Source organism: uncultured Lactobacillus sp. (assembly GCF_945290125.1).
GTDB classification, from domain to species: domain Bacteria; phylum Bacillota; class Bacilli; order Lactobacillales; family Lactobacillaceae; genus Lactobacillus; species Lactobacillus rizhaonensis.
Map to the genome: position 1 here is coordinate 1 of NZ_CALYQV010000005.1, position 18,305 is coordinate 18,305.

14 protein-coding genes and 1 riboswitch are annotated in these 18,305 nt (G+C 34.3%); of the genes, 2 read left to right on the plus strand and 12 right to left on the minus strand.

The genetic code is table 11. The features are described 5' to 3' along the window. Positions 1-116: 116 nt before the first annotated feature. Both Q0K80_RS01510 and Q0K80_RS01515 read right to left on the minus strand, forming a co-directional pair. Positions 117-1,106 (minus strand): D-2-hydroxyacid dehydrogenase, encoded by a 990-nt coding sequence (locus Q0K80_RS01510; protein WP_294602132.1) that lies wholly within the window; start codon positions 1,104-1,106, stop codon positions 117-119. Positions 1,107-1,181: 75 nt separating this feature from the next. Continuing rightward, positions 1,182-1,889: a coenzyme F420-0:L-glutamate ligase gene (locus tag Q0K80_RS01515; RefSeq protein WP_294602135.1), complete on the minus strand. Its 708-nt coding sequence runs from the start codon at positions 1,887-1,889 to the stop codon at positions 1,182-1,184. A gap of 279 nt (positions 1,890-2,168) precedes the next feature. On the opposite strand from Q0K80_RS01515, the gene Q0K80_RS01520 reads away from it, so the two are divergent. Further along, positions 2,169-3,353, plus strand: a complete 1,185-nt coding sequence (locus tag Q0K80_RS01520; protein WP_294602137.1) for an MFS transporter — start codon at positions 2,169-2,171, stop codon at positions 3,351-3,353. 188 nt (positions 3,354-3,541) lie between these two features. Here the strand turns inward: Q0K80_RS01520 and Q0K80_RS01525 are convergent, their stop codons facing one another. The 7 genes from Q0K80_RS01525 to Q0K80_RS01555 form a co-directional block, all read right to left on the minus strand. Further along, positions 3,542-6,175 (minus strand): BspA family leucine-rich repeat surface protein, encoded by a 2,634-nt coding sequence (locus tag Q0K80_RS01525; protein WP_294602140.1) that lies wholly within the window; start codon positions 6,173-6,175, stop codon positions 3,542-3,544. Between the two features lie 352 nt (positions 6,176-6,527). Next, positions 6,528-7,001, minus strand: coding sequence for a 6,7-dimethyl-8-ribityllumazine synthase (gene ribH, locus Q0K80_RS01530; RefSeq protein ID WP_294602143.1), 474 nt, complete (start codon positions 6,999-7,001; stop codon positions 6,528-6,530). A gap of 1 nt (position 7,002) precedes the next feature. Further along, positions 7,003-8,229, minus strand: a complete 1,227-nt coding sequence (gene ribA / locus Q0K80_RS01535; RefSeq protein WP_294602146.1) for a GTP cyclohydrolase II — start codon at positions 8,227-8,229, stop codon at positions 7,003-7,005. Positions 8,230-8,240: 11 nt separating this feature from the next. Continuing rightward, positions 8,241-8,846, minus strand: coding sequence for a riboflavin synthase (locus Q0K80_RS01540; RefSeq protein WP_294602148.1), 606 nt, complete (start codon positions 8,844-8,846; stop codon positions 8,241-8,243). After that, the gene (ribD, locus tag Q0K80_RS01545) at positions 8,831-9,892 is read right to left on the minus strand and encodes a bifunctional diaminohydroxyphosphoribosylaminopyrimidine deaminase/5-amino-6-(5-phosphoribosylamino)uracil reductase RibD (RefSeq protein WP_294602150.1); all 1,062 of its coding nucleotides are present in this window, start codon (positions 9,890-9,892) and stop codon (positions 8,831-8,833) included. Before ribD ends, Q0K80_RS01540 begins: the two co-directional genes overlap by 16 nt. A 120-nt stretch (positions 9,893-10,012) precedes the next feature. Beyond that, positions 10,013-10,146, minus strand: a riboswitch (FMN riboswitch). Positions 10,147-10,300: 154 nt separating this feature from the next. Continuing rightward, positions 10,301-11,179 (minus strand): Nif3-like dinuclear metal center hexameric protein, encoded by an 879-nt coding sequence (locus Q0K80_RS01550; RefSeq protein WP_294602153.1) that lies wholly within the window; start codon positions 11,177-11,179, stop codon positions 10,301-10,303. 17 nt (positions 11,180-11,196) lie between these two features. Continuing rightward, positions 11,197-12,513, minus strand: coding sequence for a PTS transporter subunit EIIC (locus Q0K80_RS01555; protein ID WP_294602156.1), 1,317 nt, complete (start codon positions 12,511-12,513; stop codon positions 11,197-11,199). Between the two features lie 124 nt (positions 12,514-12,637). On the opposite strand from Q0K80_RS01555, the gene Q0K80_RS01560 reads away from it, so the two are divergent. After that, the gene (locus tag Q0K80_RS01560; protein ID WP_294602159.1) at positions 12,638-13,420 is read left to right on the plus strand and encodes a MurR/RpiR family transcriptional regulator; all 783 of its coding nucleotides are present in this window, start codon (positions 12,638-12,640) and stop codon (positions 13,418-13,420) included. Positions 13,421-13,606: 186 nt separating this feature from the next. On the opposite strand, the gene yicI is transcribed toward Q0K80_RS01560, so the two are convergent. From yicI to Q0K80_RS01575, 3 genes are read right to left on the minus strand one after another with little or no spacing between them, the layout of a single operon-like run. Next, the gene (yicI, locus tag Q0K80_RS01565) at positions 13,607-15,886 is read right to left on the minus strand and encodes an alpha-xylosidase (protein ID WP_294602162.1); all 2,280 of its coding nucleotides are present in this window, start codon (positions 15,884-15,886) and stop codon (positions 13,607-13,609) included. 2 nt (positions 15,887-15,888) lie between these two features. After that, complete coding sequence (locus tag Q0K80_RS01570) at positions 15,889-17,367, minus strand: glycoside hydrolase family 1 protein (RefSeq protein ID WP_294602166.1); 1,479 nt, start codon at positions 17,365-17,367, stop codon at positions 15,889-15,891. After that, the gene (locus Q0K80_RS01575; protein ID WP_294602169.1) at positions 17,357-18,244 is read right to left on the minus strand and encodes an ROK family protein; all 888 of its coding nucleotides are present in this window, start codon (positions 18,242-18,244) and stop codon (positions 17,357-17,359) included. The genes Q0K80_RS01570 and Q0K80_RS01575 overlap by 11 nt, the downstream gene beginning before the upstream one ends. Positions 18,245-18,305 lie beyond the last annotated feature (61 nt).

Genomic DNA, 18,305 nt, shown 5'->3' on the forward strand with positions numbered 1-18,305 from the left:
ACAAAAACAAATAAAATAAAAAAGCTTTGAGAACTACATTCCCAAAGCTTTTTATATATTTCTAACCTATTATTAACTATTTATTGGAGTATTTTGTCCTAAATTAACTTTTGTCTTTACAAGTTAACCACGCTCTTTACTTCTCCACCGGAAATAATTGTTTTGGCATCGCTCAAAGCAATCTCAATACTGTTTTTAACGGCTAGTTTAGTGAAAAAGGCAATGTGCGGTGTAATCAAAACTTGGGGCATTGCTTTTAATTCCTTGTAATCTGCCGGCAATGAGTTCAGCATATCCTTTTTATTATAAAAATCAGTTTCATCGGCTAAGGTATCAAGAGCAGCGGCAGAAATTTGTCCATTTTTTAGTGCCGCAATTAAAGCTTGTGTGTCAACCAAGCCCCCACGAGCTACGTTAACCAAAATAGGCTTTTTCTTCATTTTATCAAAAGCAGTTTTGTCAATCATGTTTTCGGTACTTGCTAATAACGGGGTATGCAAAGAAATAATATCGGATTCAGCAAGAATCGTATCAAAGTCAGTATAAGTAAGATATGGTTCTAAAGACGCGTCATAAACCGGATCACAAGCCAAAACTTTAGCTCCTAATACGCTGTATAGGTGTGCACTGGCTCCACCGATATGGCCAGCTCCAATTATGCCAACAGTACAGTTAAAAATTTCTGTGCTAATTGTACTTTCGTCATAAGTAAAATCACCATGTGCCATTCTGTCTCGGTAAATACCAATTTTACGCAATAAGTACATTGCGTCAGTTACGCCAAGCTCTGCAATAGCTCTTGGTGAATACGCTGCAACGTTAGTAATCTTAATGCCGTTCTTTTTTGCTGCAGCTAAATCCTGGTTATCAATCCCAACTTGCCGAATGGCTAGTTGCGTAATGCCATACTGCTTAAATTTTTCATATACACTGGCACCTACAGGAAGATTGCCTTCAGAGCTTACGCCGTCAAAACCTTCAGCCAGTTCCGCATTTTCAGTACACAAATCATCGTGGACAATTTTTACTTCAACATTATTTTTTTGAGCCCAATTTTCAATACGGGATTCTTCCATTTTGATTACACCGTAACAAATAATCTTCATTTACTCTTTCTCCTATTCTTAATTCAAACCTAAAAGTTTACTTCAATATTTATGAACTAAAAAGTCTTATAAACTTTAATTCACAACATCTCCAATACCAGAACTAGTATTTTGGTCATATTCAAGTCCATGAATACACACTAAAGGTATATTGACTCCTCGTTGCCCCATTACTAAACCAGCAGCAGCTGCCAGCAAATCACAAAGCGTTTCAGCTGTACCAGCTTCTTTATTTATCCTTAAGCCATTTAATCCGTATAAGCCAACTGCTACCTGATTAGCACCTTTTTTATCTATTCTGCCATCACTGTCAGTAATGATTACACTAGTTTTTACACCTAATTCTTGGTAAAAAGTATTGCTAATATGTTTAGCCGTTAAATCACAATTTTGAGGCAAAATTATCGCTGTATTATTTTTACCCTTGTCAACACCGCCACTAGTTAAAAACAAACCGTTGGGAAGCCAAGCACCAATATGATTTCCACTTATTTCTAATTTACTGTCAGATGGGTCATCGGTTTGGTCAATAATCACTTGAATTAAACTGGCATCCTTTCTGGGTATGCGTTGATGAATTCTTTTTGCCACAGAAGTTGGTGCTACTTGGCTTAAATCCACAATATTGCCCTCTGCCATTGAGCAAATTTTAGACGTTACACAAATAATGTCGCCAGCAGCAATTTGGAAATGTTCCTTTTTGACCGTTTCAACCAATATTTGGGGTAAGTCACAAGCTTTAGAAATTATGGGCACGCCTTGCAAGCCAGTAATAGTAACCATATAAAAATCCTTATCATGTCCGGTATTATTATTTTTTTTTAATATTTATATAATACTCTAAAATGTTGAACAACACAATGTATTTTATGGCTTTGGCAGCATAAAAAAACATTATTCTTAATGATCTTGATAAAGTTAACAATTAAATCTAGGTCTAGGAATTTGTATAGTGAAAAAGTCCGTTTTAACTAATGAAAATGGCCGTTTATGTTACTTTTGCTGCCAGCAAAATTCCTACATGTTACGCTTCTCATTATAACAAATGAAAGCGTGATAAAAATGGACAGTAATAAATTTCTCAATCGCAATCAAATATTATTACCGCTAATCAACTTGCTATCGAATTTTGGTAGTATTCTGGTTGGAATAGGTGGTTCACTAATTATCCGTGAATACTCAGATAATATCGTTGTTAATGGCTTGATATCCAGTATTAGTTCCTTAGCACTTATTTTAAGCGTCCTATTTATTGGATCACGACTTGATAATGTCGACAAGCGCCGCATGTTAATTTGGATATATATCTTTCTGTGTTTATTCTTATTACTGCCCTTTTCTTTTCCCAAAATATACTTTATCCCCTTATATATTCTAGTTGACCTTTGCATTACAATGTTCAGTTTAGTTGAAGGACTATCATTTACGGGAACTTTAAAATCTCTTCTGACTGATAAATCCCTTGAAAAAACAATTAACTACAATTCTATTGCTGGTCTGATCGGTAATATAGCCAGTGTAGCTGCAATAGCAATATTGATTTTGACTACGCACAATTATTTATATTTTCTCCTAGTAGCAAGCAGCGGCTTTTTCATTAACATTTTTCTATCTCTAGCTTTGCACCAGAGGCATTTTATTAAAGATAAAAACAATTTTAAAACCATAACTCATTTGATCAAAGTCTGGCACGAGATTATCACTAGTAAAGGCTTACGCGCAGCAATTATTGTTGCCATGTTTAATGGTGCTCTTCAATCTGTATTCAACGGACTGATGATCTACTTCTGGAAAGTAATTGATCCTAAATACAGTCAAGTATACTGGCTGCTGTTTGCCGTAGTCAGTGGCCTCTTTTTAGGAGCTGTGCTTATTCGCTTTGACAGCCACTTCTGGTTACTGTGCACCCTAGTCATAATTACCACTTTAGCATTATGTTTGATTGGAATAAGTACCGCTGGTATACTGTGCACCCTAGTCATAATTACCACTTTAGCATTAGGCATTTTCTTTTTAAAACAAACAATCGCTACCATGTTCATTGGTACAGTGTTAATTTATGGAGAAACTTTACCAATCGGTAATTGGTGCAGCAAAGTAAGAATTAAAAGGACTAGTAAAAATGTTCAGTCTGCTCAATCAAGTTTTTTGCAACTAGGCAGTGCACTATTAAATATCTTTTTTACAGTTGGAGTTTCGGCTATTGCCAATGGCCTTACACCGGCCTGTTCTTACGCTCCTTGCTAGCGGAATTTCGTTATTAATAGTTTTTGTCATTTTTGGTATTAACGTGCAAAAATACCGCTTAGGCAAAAGCAACAGGTCTAATTAAATTTTTTCTTCTTCGATATATCAATTTAGTAAAACAATAAAAAAAGCTCTATCTAGCCCATTTTTACTATGATAGAACTTTTCTAATTATTATTTCTCAATTGCTAAAAATTAGCTTTTTTAATATAGCGATTCTTACCAACAATATAGTACAGCTTATTATGCATTTTAACTGCTCCACCATATGTTCTGATCGTTTGTTTCTTTATCAATACTTTACGACCAGAACGCTTTACTTTCTTATTAGCCTTCCTAGTGTAGATATAGGCATTGTGCTTAAGTTTGCGTTTAATACCTGTAACATTATTAGCCTTAACAAAAGTATCGTTTTCAAGTTCGTAATATTTCTGATTCTGAATAAGCCTACTGCCATAAGTTGTAATTTTTTGGCCTATAAAGTATTCGCCAGCTTTACGGCTACCATTTTGGTCATATAGATAGGAATTATGACGAACAGTTCGAATGACACCATTTCTCGAATAAACATAAGTAACAGTTTGTGGCTGGCTGCTAAAGAAGCCGGTAGCATTAACAGGTCTAATTTTAAGAGTATAACCTGTAATATCCAAAGCCTTAGTAATGTAACCTTCACCAACAACACCAGTTAAAATCTTAGACGGAGCAATTTCATTATCGTTCTCATCCTGATAATGAACTTCAACCCTTGCTATAGTATTATTATCATTTATTCCTGAGTTTGTTCCATGACCGTTTGAGCCTGAATTGTTTGAATCGGAATTGTTTGAATCAGAATTATTATTAGAATCCTTCTTTTTGTAGACAAATATAATGTCATCTACGTTTTCGCCTATCAGTCCTTTAGCATTTTTCGGCATAACTGTTAAAACATAACCAGGAATTTCTTTGACTTTAGCTTCATAAGGAGTGCTGTATGTACCAGTGTAAGTCTCATCAGGCGCAAGCGTCTTGCCCTTTTCATCTTGATAATGAGCTGTTATTGTAGTTTCACGCACGTACGTTTCATCTTTTGCACCATCTTGCCAATTTTTCATCAGTTCATCTGATGACCATTTTTCTGAGGCCTCAGGGTGCTGCATTGTTCCGTTAATACCAACATTTAACCAAGTCCCTGGTGTATCAAGACCCATATCTGAAACGTGTTTGTTTCCTTTTCCCAGTTTCAAAACTAGCAATCCTGCTTGACCTTTTAACATGTAGCCACAATGAGTTTTATCGCTAATTTTAAAATTGCTGATATCTAGAGTCCTTAAGTTAGAAAGTTCAGGATACTTCTCGCCATTTGTAGTATCAGCGTAGAGATAGAACATTTCCCCCATGTTAGTTACATTTGTTGTATCAAAACTTGACACGTTCAAACTGATTAAACTATTCGTATCTCGAAACATGCCGTACATGTCCGTAACTTTTGCGGTATTAAAGTTGCTAAGATCTAAAGATGTTAACTTATTACATGCTTGAAACATACTATTCATAGTTGTAACTTTAGAAGTATCAAAGCTAGAAATGTTCAGCTCTTTTAATTTTGTACATTTGAAAAACATTCCATCCATCTCAGTCACATTACTAGTATCAAAGTTGGAAAGATCAAGGGACGTAAGTTTAGAATCCCAACCAAAGACTTGGCCTGTACCGCTAATATGAAAATAATACATACAGAACATTGCCGCCATATTTGTCACATTACTGGTATTAAAATTGTGTACGTCAACAGTAGGTAAACTTGCACAATAATTAAACATATACTCCATATTTTTAACCTTAGAGGTGTCAAAGCTAGTAACATTTAATTTTTCAAGACCCTTACACTCTGCAAACATAAATGACATATCTGTGACTTGGGAAGTATTAAAATTCTTCAAATCTAATTCTTTGAGACTTTCACAACCAGCAAACATATATGACATATCTGTGACTTGGGAAGTATCAAATTTACTCAGGTCAATTTCTTCGAGATTGGTACAGGCTTCAAACATAGAATTCATGTTTTCAACATTTGATGTATTAAAATGAGATAGATCTACGTGTTTAAGGCTAATGCATTGATAAAACCAGGCATACATGGTGGTCGCTTCCGAAGTATCAACGTTTTCTAAACCTTCAATATCAGTTAGGCCTTTAAGACGAATAAAAACTGACTTGACTTCGCCGACAATTTTAAAGTTACCGTCAAAGATTACCTTTTTTACCTTCGCAGACTCATTGTCACCTAGAAAACCACCTAAGACCCCGGGATTATTTTTTACAATAGTCGGATTATTCTTATCATGACTCCCACTCACAGTTAATACGTTAGTATCACTATCGTAACTTAAGTCAGCATTGCCCCACTTACCTGTTTTAATAGTTTTTGTACTAATTTTATTTTCATTCTTAGTGATGTCTGTTTCTGGTTGATCATTACCAGCAGAAGTTTGAGAATTTGATTCTTTATTGGTACCCTGCGGCGAGTCTACACTCCCATTTTGAGTTTCATCTACATTATCTGTAGTACCATTAGCATTTCCTTCTGGTGCAGTGGTATTTGCATTATCAGTAGTATCGCCCTGATTATTTTCTTGAGACACAGTACTATTTGCTACACGTGTTTTAGCACGACTGTCATTCTTATCCAAATTTTGTGCAGTTTCTTGTGTTCCTGAATTGCTATCAGCCTTAACCACATTAGTATTTAAAATTGCTAAACCAATTGCGGCAGTAGTTAGACTGGTAAAAAGAAGCGTTTCAGTTCTCTTGTTATGGTTCAATCCTCTATTCATTTTTCACCTCAATAATAAAACTTATTTAATTTTGCCACAAAAAAAGTATGCATATTATTACACATCTAGTATATACGTCATTTAATAACATTTCAAATAGAATTATTTTCATAAAAGTGCTTAAAAGAGCCAGAAAATTAATATTAATAACAAATTAAAACAACAATTTTGCTATTAACTGTTAGTATATGTATATATCCCTTTAAAATGAGTTTTAATAATTTTAATATCAATTAACTAATAATAAAAACTATTAGCAAGGCGGTAAAAGCCATCAAGATCCAAAAACAAGCCACTTCTATTTCTAGAAACGACCTGTTTTTTCTTTATTTAGGATTATGCACTTAAAAAATTATAGTTGCTTTATCTGTTCTTCTATGTTTAATACTTCTAAGACATCTGTAGCACACTCAGCTCCTTTATTGCCTGCTTTACCTCCGGCACGATCGGTTGCTTGTGCGACCGTATCGGTCATAAGTACACCAAACATGACTGGGACCGGCCCATTGGCTGATGCGGCAGCTAGCTGAGAAGTTGTACCTTCACAAACATACGTAAAGTGAGCCGTTTCACCTCTAATTACAGCTCCTAATGCAATAATGCCATCAACCTTGCCACTTTTTGCCAGGCAGTTGATTGTACGAGCAATTTCAAAAGCACCGGGTACTTTAACAATCACTATATTTTCATCTTTTACTCCTGATTTTTTCAATTGCTCTAGCGCACCTGAAAGTAGGCGGTCAGTTACTACACCGTTAAACTGAGCAACGACAATACCAATCTTTTTATCCTGTCCTTGGGCAATATTGCCAATAATTTCTTTCATGTTAATCTACCTCGTTTAAAATATGATTCATTTCATGCTTTTTAGTAGCCAAGTAATTTTTATTTTCTGCAGTCATGCCGACTTCAACTGGAATACGTTTAGTAACTTTAATACCATAGTTTTCTAGTTGCGTTACTTTATCCGGATTATTGGTCATTAATTCAACTTCGCTCACGCCTTTTTGTCTTAAAATCTCGGCAGCAACATTATAGCGGCGGGCGTCAACCGGCAAGCCAAGATGCTGGTTAGCTTCAACTGTATTCATGCCTTCATCTTGCAGCTTATAAGTTCGTAACTTGTTCTCTAAGCCGATTCCCCGACCTTCTTGACGCAAGTATAAAACCGCTCCTGAACCATTTTGTTCAATTTTAGTCAATGCTGCGGCAAGTTGAGCGCCACAATCACACCGCTTAGAACCAAATACATCTCCCGTTAAGCATTCACTGTGAAGTCGCAATAAAAGTGGCTCACCTTTTTTAACTTCACCCTTGCTAATTAATAAAGTAGGCTGTTTTTCAGGATGCTTTTTATCCCTGAAGCCTTCAAGCTGGAAGTGACCGTATTTTGTAGGAAAGTCAACCTTGGTAAAAGATTCAATGCCCAAATCTTTGTTTTCTAGATTTTTGCGGTATGCTATTAACTCTTCAATGGTCAAATAAGGAATGCCAAGTCCTTCTGCCAAAGCTTTCAAATCTTTGCGTCTGGCCATTGTTCCGTCTTTTTTAATGCACTCACAAATAAAGCCAATAGGCGCAACTCCTGCCAATCTGGCCAGATCCAAAGCGGCTTCAGTATGACCTGTGCGTTCCAGTACACCGCCTTCTTTAGCTACTAAGGGAAAGACATGACCCGGATGATAAAAATCAGCCCACTGGCTATTCGGATCAGCCAGTTTTTTAATAGTTTTAGCACGGTCAAAAGCTGAAATTCCCGTAGTGGTTTCAGTAGAATCAACACTAAGAGTAAAAGCCGTGCCAAAAGTATCATTCGAACCAGTTTCAATTGGTTTTAGCTGCAAGCGGTCAGCGTATGCTTTACTCATCGGTACACATAATAATCCACGGGCTTTAGTAATCATCATGTTAACAGCTTGAGGTGTTACCTTTTCAGCCAGACCAATCATATCCCCCTCAGACTCACGCTGCGGCGAATCAGCCACAATAACCAACCCACCTGTTAGCATATGTTGCAATACCTTTTGCATTTTTTCATTCAGTTGTTCTGTCATTTTTTCCTCCATTAAAATTCCTTTTTCCAAGCTTGAATTTGTTTAACAGCGTACCGACCAATCATATCCACTTCAATATTTACTTTGTCATGCACTTGGTAGTGGGCCAAAGTAGTATTTTGTATTGTATATGGTATTAAACTCACCCCAAAATGATCATTTTGCGCCATTGTCACGGTTAAACTAATACCGTCAATGGCAATTGAACCCTTTTCAACAATAAAAGGAGCATATTTATGCGGTATTGTGAATTCTAATTCTACAGAATTTTCATTTTCATCCTGCTTTATCAATTCTGCTGTAGTATCAACGTGTCCCGCAACAATATGACCATCAAGCTTACCGTTTAAAGACAATGATGGCTCTAAATTTACCAAACTACCTTTTTGCAAATTGCCCAAATTAGTCCTTTTCATTGTTTCCGGCATCACGTCTACTACAAAATCATTATCACTCCAGTCGGTAACGGTTAAACAAATACCATTAATGGCAATGCTTGCCCCTAAAGGCAAATCTGCTTGTACCAATTTAGGAGCACAAATACCTAGTCTGGCATGTTGCTCACTAATTTCCAAACGGGTAATTGTACCCGTAGTTTGAATTATTCCTGTAAACATTCTTTTCTGCTCACGCGAATTCTGATGTCTTGATTAAATTTCTTAACATCCAAAAGTTGATATTCACTTTTTGCTGCTGCAGGCTGGCCAAATACAGCAGGTAATGCTGTACCGCCTAAAACTAAAGGAGCAATGTATGTCACTATTTCGTCAGCCAAATTTGCTGCTACAAATTGACTTTGAACATTGCTGCCGCCCTCAACTAATAATGATTGAATTTCATGTTCGGCTAAAAACTGCACAATTTTTGAAGGTGTCCATTTAGCAGCAGTAAAGCAGCGAACATTTTCAGCTACTTTTTGTGTCAGTTCAGTTCTACTTAATAGCCAAATTTCGCCTTGTGTCTTAAACATGCGACTGTTAAAGTCTAATTGATTAGCATCTTTAGTCAGCACTATTCGGATAGGTGGATGGGGTAAATTTTTAATTCTGACCGTTAAAAGCGGATTGTCTATTCGCAAAGTATTTGCCCCAATTAAAATGGCTTGGTTTTGCAAGCGCAACTTTTGCACATCCACCTGAGCTGCATCCCCAGTCAAAATTGTTCTAGTTTTCCCAGCAGCATTAATTTTGCCATCAACGGACATTGCATATTTAAGCGTCACAAATGGTCTCTTTTTGTGATAAAAGAAATTATAAGCAACATTTAAACTTTCTGTACCACCGATTATCTCAGTTTGCACCCCATGGCTTTCTAAATATTTAATACCTTTGCCAGCTACAATTTGATGAGGATCAATCTGACCAATAACAACTTTTTTTATTCCAGCTTCAGCGACCTTTTTGCAACAAGGAGGTTGCTTACCATAATGACTGCAAGGCTCTAGTGTGACGTACAAAGTTGCTCCCTGTGCCTGTTGAGGATCAGCTAAATGTGATAGCGTATTTACTTCTGCATGTTCCTTACCAAACTGATGGTGATAGCCGGTTGCTAAAACCTGACCATTTTTAACCAAAACTGCGCCAACTAAAGGATTTGTCCACGTCATTCCCTGAGCTTTCAATGCTTCTTGAACTGCCATTTGCATATAATCCTTATCCTGCACTAATCTCACTTCCTAAGCATTAAAAAACCTCGTTGATTTAATCAACGAGGCTTATTTTATATTCATCAAATAAGATTTCAGCGAAGTTTAATAACAACGCGAGTTTTCTGTCTAATCTTGTTTGTTCTTCTCCCATCCAGACTTTAACTGTCGGTACTAGACTTGCACTAGTTCCACCGCAAAACGCGGGTCACGGACTTCAATTATTAATTGTCACCGTCGGTAGGGAATTACACCCTGCCCCGAAGAAACCGTATTCAACTTATTACAGTATAATATAGATATCCTATATAGACAATAGCAATTTGTTGTTATAATCTAAAAAATAATTCAAGTATGCTTCTTACTACATAGATATATCTCAATTTAATTCTTTTTAATTAGATAATTTTGCTTTATACCAAGCCTCTAATTCTCAGTAATATAGTGATACATATCGCCTGATTGAACAAAGCTTATAGGTATTTTCTGTGTCTCAATCGCACTTGGTAACCAATGAGTCATATACTTCATACCAGCTTCTTCAGTATTAAAATGGCCAATTTGTACAATACATTTATTAAAGCCCAACATACTGCTATCACGAATATATTCAGCTAATGTAAAATCAATCATTTCCATAGTCAATAAACAGTCTATACCTGTTTTATCAATTTCTTCTATATACTTTTTAGCTTCCCCAAGATTGTGTTGAGGGATCATCAATTTTTGACATGTTGTTTTAGGACTTCCTTCAATCCTACATCCATTTAAATTTAGCTTATGAATTAAATGTAACCCTATTTCTTCAGCTGTCATAGGCTTAGGTAAGTCAATGAATAATGGTATTCCTAAATTTGGATGCAAGTATTTCTCCCAACCTAATTCTTTAGCAAAACCATAAAAAATACCGTCTACCCATTCACTAGTCTCTCCAGGCTTTGGAATACCTGAATGCAAATGATCATGATCTCTTCTTACAACGATTTTATACTTATCTAATAATTTTATTTTTGCTAGAAAAGTTTTGTTATTAACATCTTTTAGCCATTTTTGTTTATCACCATGATTCCAAAACAAGGCTTCATGAGCAATTATCAAGTTTGCTCCTCTTTTATGGGCTTCTTCAATTACATTAGCCGTAGCCCAACAAGTTGTTACAATACCATAACATTCATCATCTATATGCTTTTCTCCATAAAGGACCTTATCTCTTGTAGTATCATGTCCTAAAGGTTCAGTTGGGTTTTGAGGCCAAACTCCACGTTCATATGAAATAAGATGATCAATAACTTCTCTGATTTTCATTAAAACAACTTCCTTTTCTACCTATTTTGTATACTTTCCTCTTTAATTAATTCTCTATCATATAACTTCAAAAATGGAGTACAAATAAATATATCTAATATTAATAAACTTACCCATAAAATACAGTTTTTCCAATCCATTGAGGCCAAAAAGACCTGAATAAAACCAGGAGTTGACCATGGAACCATAATGTAAAATTTTCCCAAAATATTATATTGCATCAATAAATATGCAATCGTTAAGTTTATTATTTCTGAAATTACAATTGGAATATAAAAATATAAATTTAAAACAGTCGGAATACCGAAAATAAACGGTTCATTAATATTAAATAGATTACCCGGTAACCCTATCTTCCACAAGGTTTTTAATCTCACAGATTTTGCAAACAAAATCATTGCAATAATAAACGCTGTATACGTAATCCATCCACCAAATACGGAATAAAATGAGCCAGCAAAAATATGTGTCATTGGCTGGCCAGCATTATATTGTTTTAAATTCAAAGCTACATTTAATGTTGTTATAGGTGTAACTATTGCTCCAAGCATATTATTACCATGGATTCCAAAAAACCAAAGAGTAGTTGCAGTAAATGCTATTAATAATACTACCGCTAAAGATCCAGTTAAATTAGTAAATGGTGTAAACAATAAATATATAACTGAGGCAATATCATTATGCGTGAAATTTACACACCAATTATTTAAAATGAATAAGACAAATGTTGTAACTAACATAGGTAAAAGTACTTCAAAAGGAGCCGCAACATTTGGTGGAACACTAGATGGAAGTTTGATTGAAATATGGTTTGAAATAAATAAGCGGTTTACTTCGACTGTAACTATAGCAATCACAATTCCAGCAAACATTCCAATTGCACCTAAATTTGTAGCTGGCAAATAGATAATATTTCTGATAGCAACTGGTGGAGATGCAACTATTAAAAATGCCAAAATGGCTGTTATTTCATTAGTAATCAGATTCATCTTATAGTATTGTGTTAAATAGTAAGCAATAGCAATTACTGTATATAGACCGAGTAGACCAATGGTTAAGTTATAAGGTATAGTAAGAATTGCTGCATTTACAGTTGCCCAATTTCTCCAATTTATCAAAAATGAAGATACAAAATTTGTTGCTTTAACTGTATTCGGTACTGGTGGCGAACTAATTATGGCTGCTATACCACCAATAATAGTAACAGGAATTATTGCAGTCATACCATCTCTTATAGCAGCCAAATACTTTTCATTAGAAATTTTACCTGCAATAGGAGCAACTTTTTGTTGTACCCAGGTTATGACTTTATTTTGGTTTTTTGAATCAGTCATTCAGATTTCCTCCTTACATAAAATTTGTTTCTTCAATTAAATTGTAATCTATTTTAAAATATATTTCAATTTTTATTTTAAATTGGAATATATTACATATATAATTTAAAAAAGTGAGGTTAATATGGATATAGTCAATCAATTAGAAACTTTTCATTCCCAAATGTCTACTAAAGAAAGAGAAGCAACGGAAAAGATATTAAGCAATCTTAAGCCATTAGCATCTTCTTCTGCCAAAGAAGCAGCATTTATCTACGGAACTTCTACTACAACTCTTGTTCGATTAGCTAAAAGAATAGGTCTTTCCGGTTATAGCGAGTTCTCCTTTCAAACAAAATTATATCTTCAAAATAATGTATCAAAGGAAGAAGCTAGCGACAGTACTAATGAACTTGCAAAAGTAACAAACGGATTCTGCAAATCTATAAGTAAAATTCCTACTAATTCAAATAATGAAAAAATAATTCAGCTTGCAAAAGAAATACATGACGCTAAGCGAACATTTTTTATTGGATATGGATATACAGGATTAGTTACCGATTACCTAAAATTTATGTTTCTTTCACTCGGTAAAACTCCTATTGTTTTTGATGATGTATCAATGATTAATCATGTTGATCAGTCCTTAAAAAAGGGTGATTTAGTTATTATTTTTTCAGCTTCAGGTTCTTTGAAACAATATAAAAAAATATATAAAAAGTGTAAGCAAGACAATATTTTACTTACAATAGTAACTATGAATCCGAATCTTAATACATTAAAAGATATTAGTTTAGATTTTATACTTCCAACAGTTTCTACTGTTAACGAAAATTTACAAGTTCAATCAATAGATCCTCAACCTATTTTTTGGATTTTTGCTAGTGCTTTAACACGAATATACAAAAATATTTTCAGTAGTAAGTAATTAACTGAATATTATGTATATTTTAGAAACATTTCATTATATCAACTAAAATATAGTAATTTTAAAAAATTCTAAACTTGACAAATTATAATTTAATATTCTATATTAATTATTTCTTAAGCAAAAAAAACATCTTACTGAAAAAGGTAAGATGTTTTATTTGATATTATGTACAATTAAATACTGCTAAATAGTTAATCTTGTTTCGCTTACTAAATCGGTATATTTCTCAACTTTCTTATTAGCAATATAAATTTTCACGTCAAAAGATTGAATGTTATGAGGCTGTATAGTTAAAGTATTACCTTGCTTGATAATTTTAACTTTACCAATTCCTTTACCATAACTATCAGTAATTAGACTTGCTAGTTTTCCTTCCTCTGGTTCAAAAATATTAATTGTTGGATGATTGGTAAAATCATACATAGTTTTATCGTCAAACTCTCCTGTCACAATAACCGAATTTGGGCGAGCCAGTATTGGTAAGCTTAATTCATCAAAAGTTTGTTTATACCATCTTCCACCTTCATAGGCTTCTCCGGTCAAAATATTTATCCACCTGCCATGAGTTTCTGGAACATAAAACTGTACTTTTCCTTGAACATTGAAAATAGGAGCAACTAACAAATTATCTCCTAACATGTATTGCATGTCCAAATCTTCTACTCCCGGATCTTTAGGAAATTCCAAAATCATTGGGCGAAGAATTGGGGTCCCATGAAGATGGGCTTTTAACGACATATACATTAAATAAGGTAATAACTTTAATTTAAGATTTGTAAACTTTTTTGTATTTTCTACAGCTTCTTCACCATACAGCCAAGGAACCTTATATGTTGTCGAACCATGGTAACGTGAATGGGAGGTTAACAGTCCGAATTGAGTCCAACGCATATATAAATCCGGAGTTGCACTAGCTTCAAAACCAGAAATATCGTGAGACCAGTAGCCAAAACCACTCATACCAAATGAAAGACCACTACGTAAAGTTTCTGCCATAGAAGAATAGTTGGAGGAAGAATCGCCACCCCAATGTACTGGATAACACTGACTGCCAACTGTTCCAGAACGGGCAAATACTAATGCTTCTTTTTCACCTTTAACTTCAGCAATAGTATCAAACACAATCTTATTATATAGCAAAGTATAATAATTATGCATTTTTTTAGGATCAGATCCGTCAAAGAACTTTACATCCTCACTAGGTATTCTTTCACCAAAATCTGTTTTGAATACATCAACGCCTTGATACAATAATTTTTTCAAATAGCTTTGATACCACTTAACTGCTGCGGGATTTGTAAAATCAACAATTGCCATACCTGCTTGCCATTTATCCCATTGCCAAATATCGCCATTAATTTTTTTAATGAAGTAACCCTTATCCATCCCTTCCACAAACAAATGTGATTTTTGTGCAATATATGGATTAATCCAAACGCAAATTTTAATTCCCTTATCGTGAATTCTTTTTAGCAAGCCTTCTGGGTCAGGAAAAGTATCTGCATCCCATTCAAAATTACACCATTCCGTTGGTTTCATCCAACAACAATCAAAATGGAAAACTGATAACGGAATATTCCGTTCCAACATACCATTAATAAAACTCATAACAGTTCTTTCATCATATTTAGTGGTAAATGAAGTAGTTAGCCACAAGCCGTAACTCCAAGCTGGTAACAGTGGTGACCTACCTGTTAATGCAGTGTAGTGATCGAGAACTTCTTTATTGTTTTTACCACCTATAAACATAAAGGAAAGCTCCTGATCAGGAACAGAAAATTCAACCCTATCAACTTGTTGAGATGCAATCTCATATGAAACTTTTTCAGGGGTATCTACTAGGATTCCGTAATTTCTATTTGATAAATATAAAGGAATATTTTTATATGATTGGGTAGTTTCAGTACCTCCATCTTTATTCCAAATCTCAACTTCTTGTCCATTTTTAACGAAGTTGGAAAAACGCTCACCAAGTCCATATATTTTTTCGCCTGGTTGTAAAACAAAAGAATTAGACATGTGAACTTGACCATGCGGATCAAAAATTCTCGCAATAGATCTATCAACTACTTCTGCTTTGAAATTATCCTCATATAAATAAATAAACTTAACTTGTTTACCCTTTGTTATTTCAAGAGATGTTTTATCGGATCTAATAATAAATCTGTCCTTTTTTTCTATTATTTCTGGTTTATAATCTGCACTCTCATTTAGTTTGAAATTAGGACTATGATCTATTGCGCCTTTAAAATTGATAATCTTAATATTAATTATATTTTTACGTGGGGCCGATACTTCTACTGTCAACATCCCATCGTCTAAAGTCATGCCAGGATTAGTTATTTCCTTAAACGGAATCCATAGGGTTAACTTGTTTCTCTCAATTTTACTATCATATATACTTTGACCATAATCAATAGCATAACCATCACGAACAAGCCAATTACCGTTTAAATACTTCATGATTATTCCTCAACTTTTAAATCTTTACCATTTGATTTAATAACATTCTTATACCACGAAAAACTGCGTTTAGGGATACGTTTTAAGCTACCATTTTCTTGATCATTTTGATCAACATAAACAAAGCCATAACGTTTAGAATATCCGTTTAGCCAACTTAATAAATCTGTAAAAGACCAAGCACAATAACCTAGCAGGTTTACACCATCAGTAATAGCTTCCTGCATTGCAATAATATGATCTGATAAATAAGAAATGCGATAACTGTCATTAATTTTGCCATTAACTACCTTATCCTGTGCTCCTAGACCATTTTCAGTAATCATGATGGGTAGGTGGTATTTTTCATAAACTTGTCTAAGTGCAATTCTCAATCCGGTTGGATCTTTTTCCCAACCCCATTGAGTTTTATCTACATATGCATTTTCTACATTATTAAACATAGGAATTTCAGGTTCATTAGCCTTTCCTTCTTTGGGCTGTTCTAAATAAGGATCAGTTTTATTAAATCTTTCTTGCTCATCAGATTTAACGGCTTTTTGGATTCTATTTTGTTGAAAAGTACCACCATGATAGTAATTAATGCCGAGAAAATCTGGGTGTGCTTCAGTATCTTCTAAAATCTTTTGTTCTTTTCCTGAGACTTCAGGCATGATATTCAACTTTTCAAATTGTTTCTTGCAGAAAAATGGGTACTTACCTGTGCAATATACATCTAACCACCAATTATTATTAAAATCATTTGCATTCATCGATGCTAATACGTCTTCTGGATCTGAAGTTTTTGCATAAGTTGGTCCATAACCAAAACTTGGTCCTATCATGCCATTTGGAACCATTTGATGAAAGAGTTTAATTACTTCTGCATTTGCAATATTGATATGATGATTTGCTAATAACATTAATTTAATACTATGCTTTTTAGGTGGATGTGTACCCCAACGATATCCCATGGACGTAAAAACATTCTGTTCGTTTATTGTTACCCAATACTTTACTTTTGTACCAAATTCTTTGAATAGAAGCTTCGCATAATTTTTAAATGCTGCAATAGTTTTAACGGATTCCCAACCACCATATTTTTCCTGTAGTGCCAATGGAAGATCCCAATGATATATAGTCAATATAGGTTCAATATGTGTTTTTTTAAGTTCATGAATTAAATTATGGTAAAATTGCAATCCATTTATATTTACTTTTCCCTCTCCTTCAGGAATAATACGACTCCAAGAAATAGAAAAGCGATAGGCTTTTAATCCCATCTTTTTCATTAAGCTTACATCCTCTTTATATTTATGATAATGATCTACCGCTACATCTCCACTAGTACCTTTATAAGTATTCCCCTTCTCATGTGCATATACATCCCAAATTGATTTTCCTTTTCCATCTTCAGCTGATGCACCCTCTATTTGATAAGCGGCTGAACTGGCTCCCCATAAAAAATCTGCTGGGAAATTATCTAATTTTTTATGAAACATCTTTTTCACTCCCCATGTAGGCCCAATATGCTCCGTAAAGACTCGCATCATCATAAAATCGACACGGCTCTAATTCAGCTTGAAAATCTCTCCAATTCGGAATTCCATCCAATTTATTATTGAGTATTGGAATTAGTTCACTATTTTGACTAACACTTCCACCAATCAAAAATTTTTGTGGATTAAGAGTGCAAGCAATATTAAAAATGCAAATAGCTACGTAAGTAGCCCATTGATCTACAATCTTTTTCACTTGTGGATCATCTAATTCAGAAAATATTTGAAATTCTTCGACTAAGTCATTCGGAATTCCTCTCATTTCTGAGTAACTAGTAATCAATGCTTTTGCTGAACCTAAAAAATGCTCACTATCATAGCCATGACCAGAATAATCACTGATCATCATACCAAATTCACCAGCAGAATAACCAACGCCTCGAAGTAAAGTATTATTGATAAAAATAGCTCCACCTATACCATTTCCCAAAGTCATAACTACAAAGTCATGAACATCTTGGGCATTTCCATTTAATTTTTCCGCTATTGCTGCACAATTAGAATTATTTTCAATAAATATTTCAATGTTATTATTTAAATAATGATGCAAGTCTGCAACAATATTGTGACCATCCAAGTTTCTCAGTGATCCGGCTCTGATAGCAATATTATGTTTAACATCAATGAACCCAGGAAAACTAATACTAATCGCAGTAACTTCAAAGTCACTTTCTTTTACCAATTTTGCTAAAGATTCATAAAAAGTATTGGCAGAGCCATTTGAAATTTGATACTGACCTTTACCCGTTAAGTTATCGTTTCTATCAAAAAAACCATACCTGATATACTTTTGCCCAACGTCTACTGTTAATACCGCCATTGCCGCATCTCCTGTTCGAGTTAGTTAGTTTAGTTTGCATACCTTGATAGTTAGAATAATA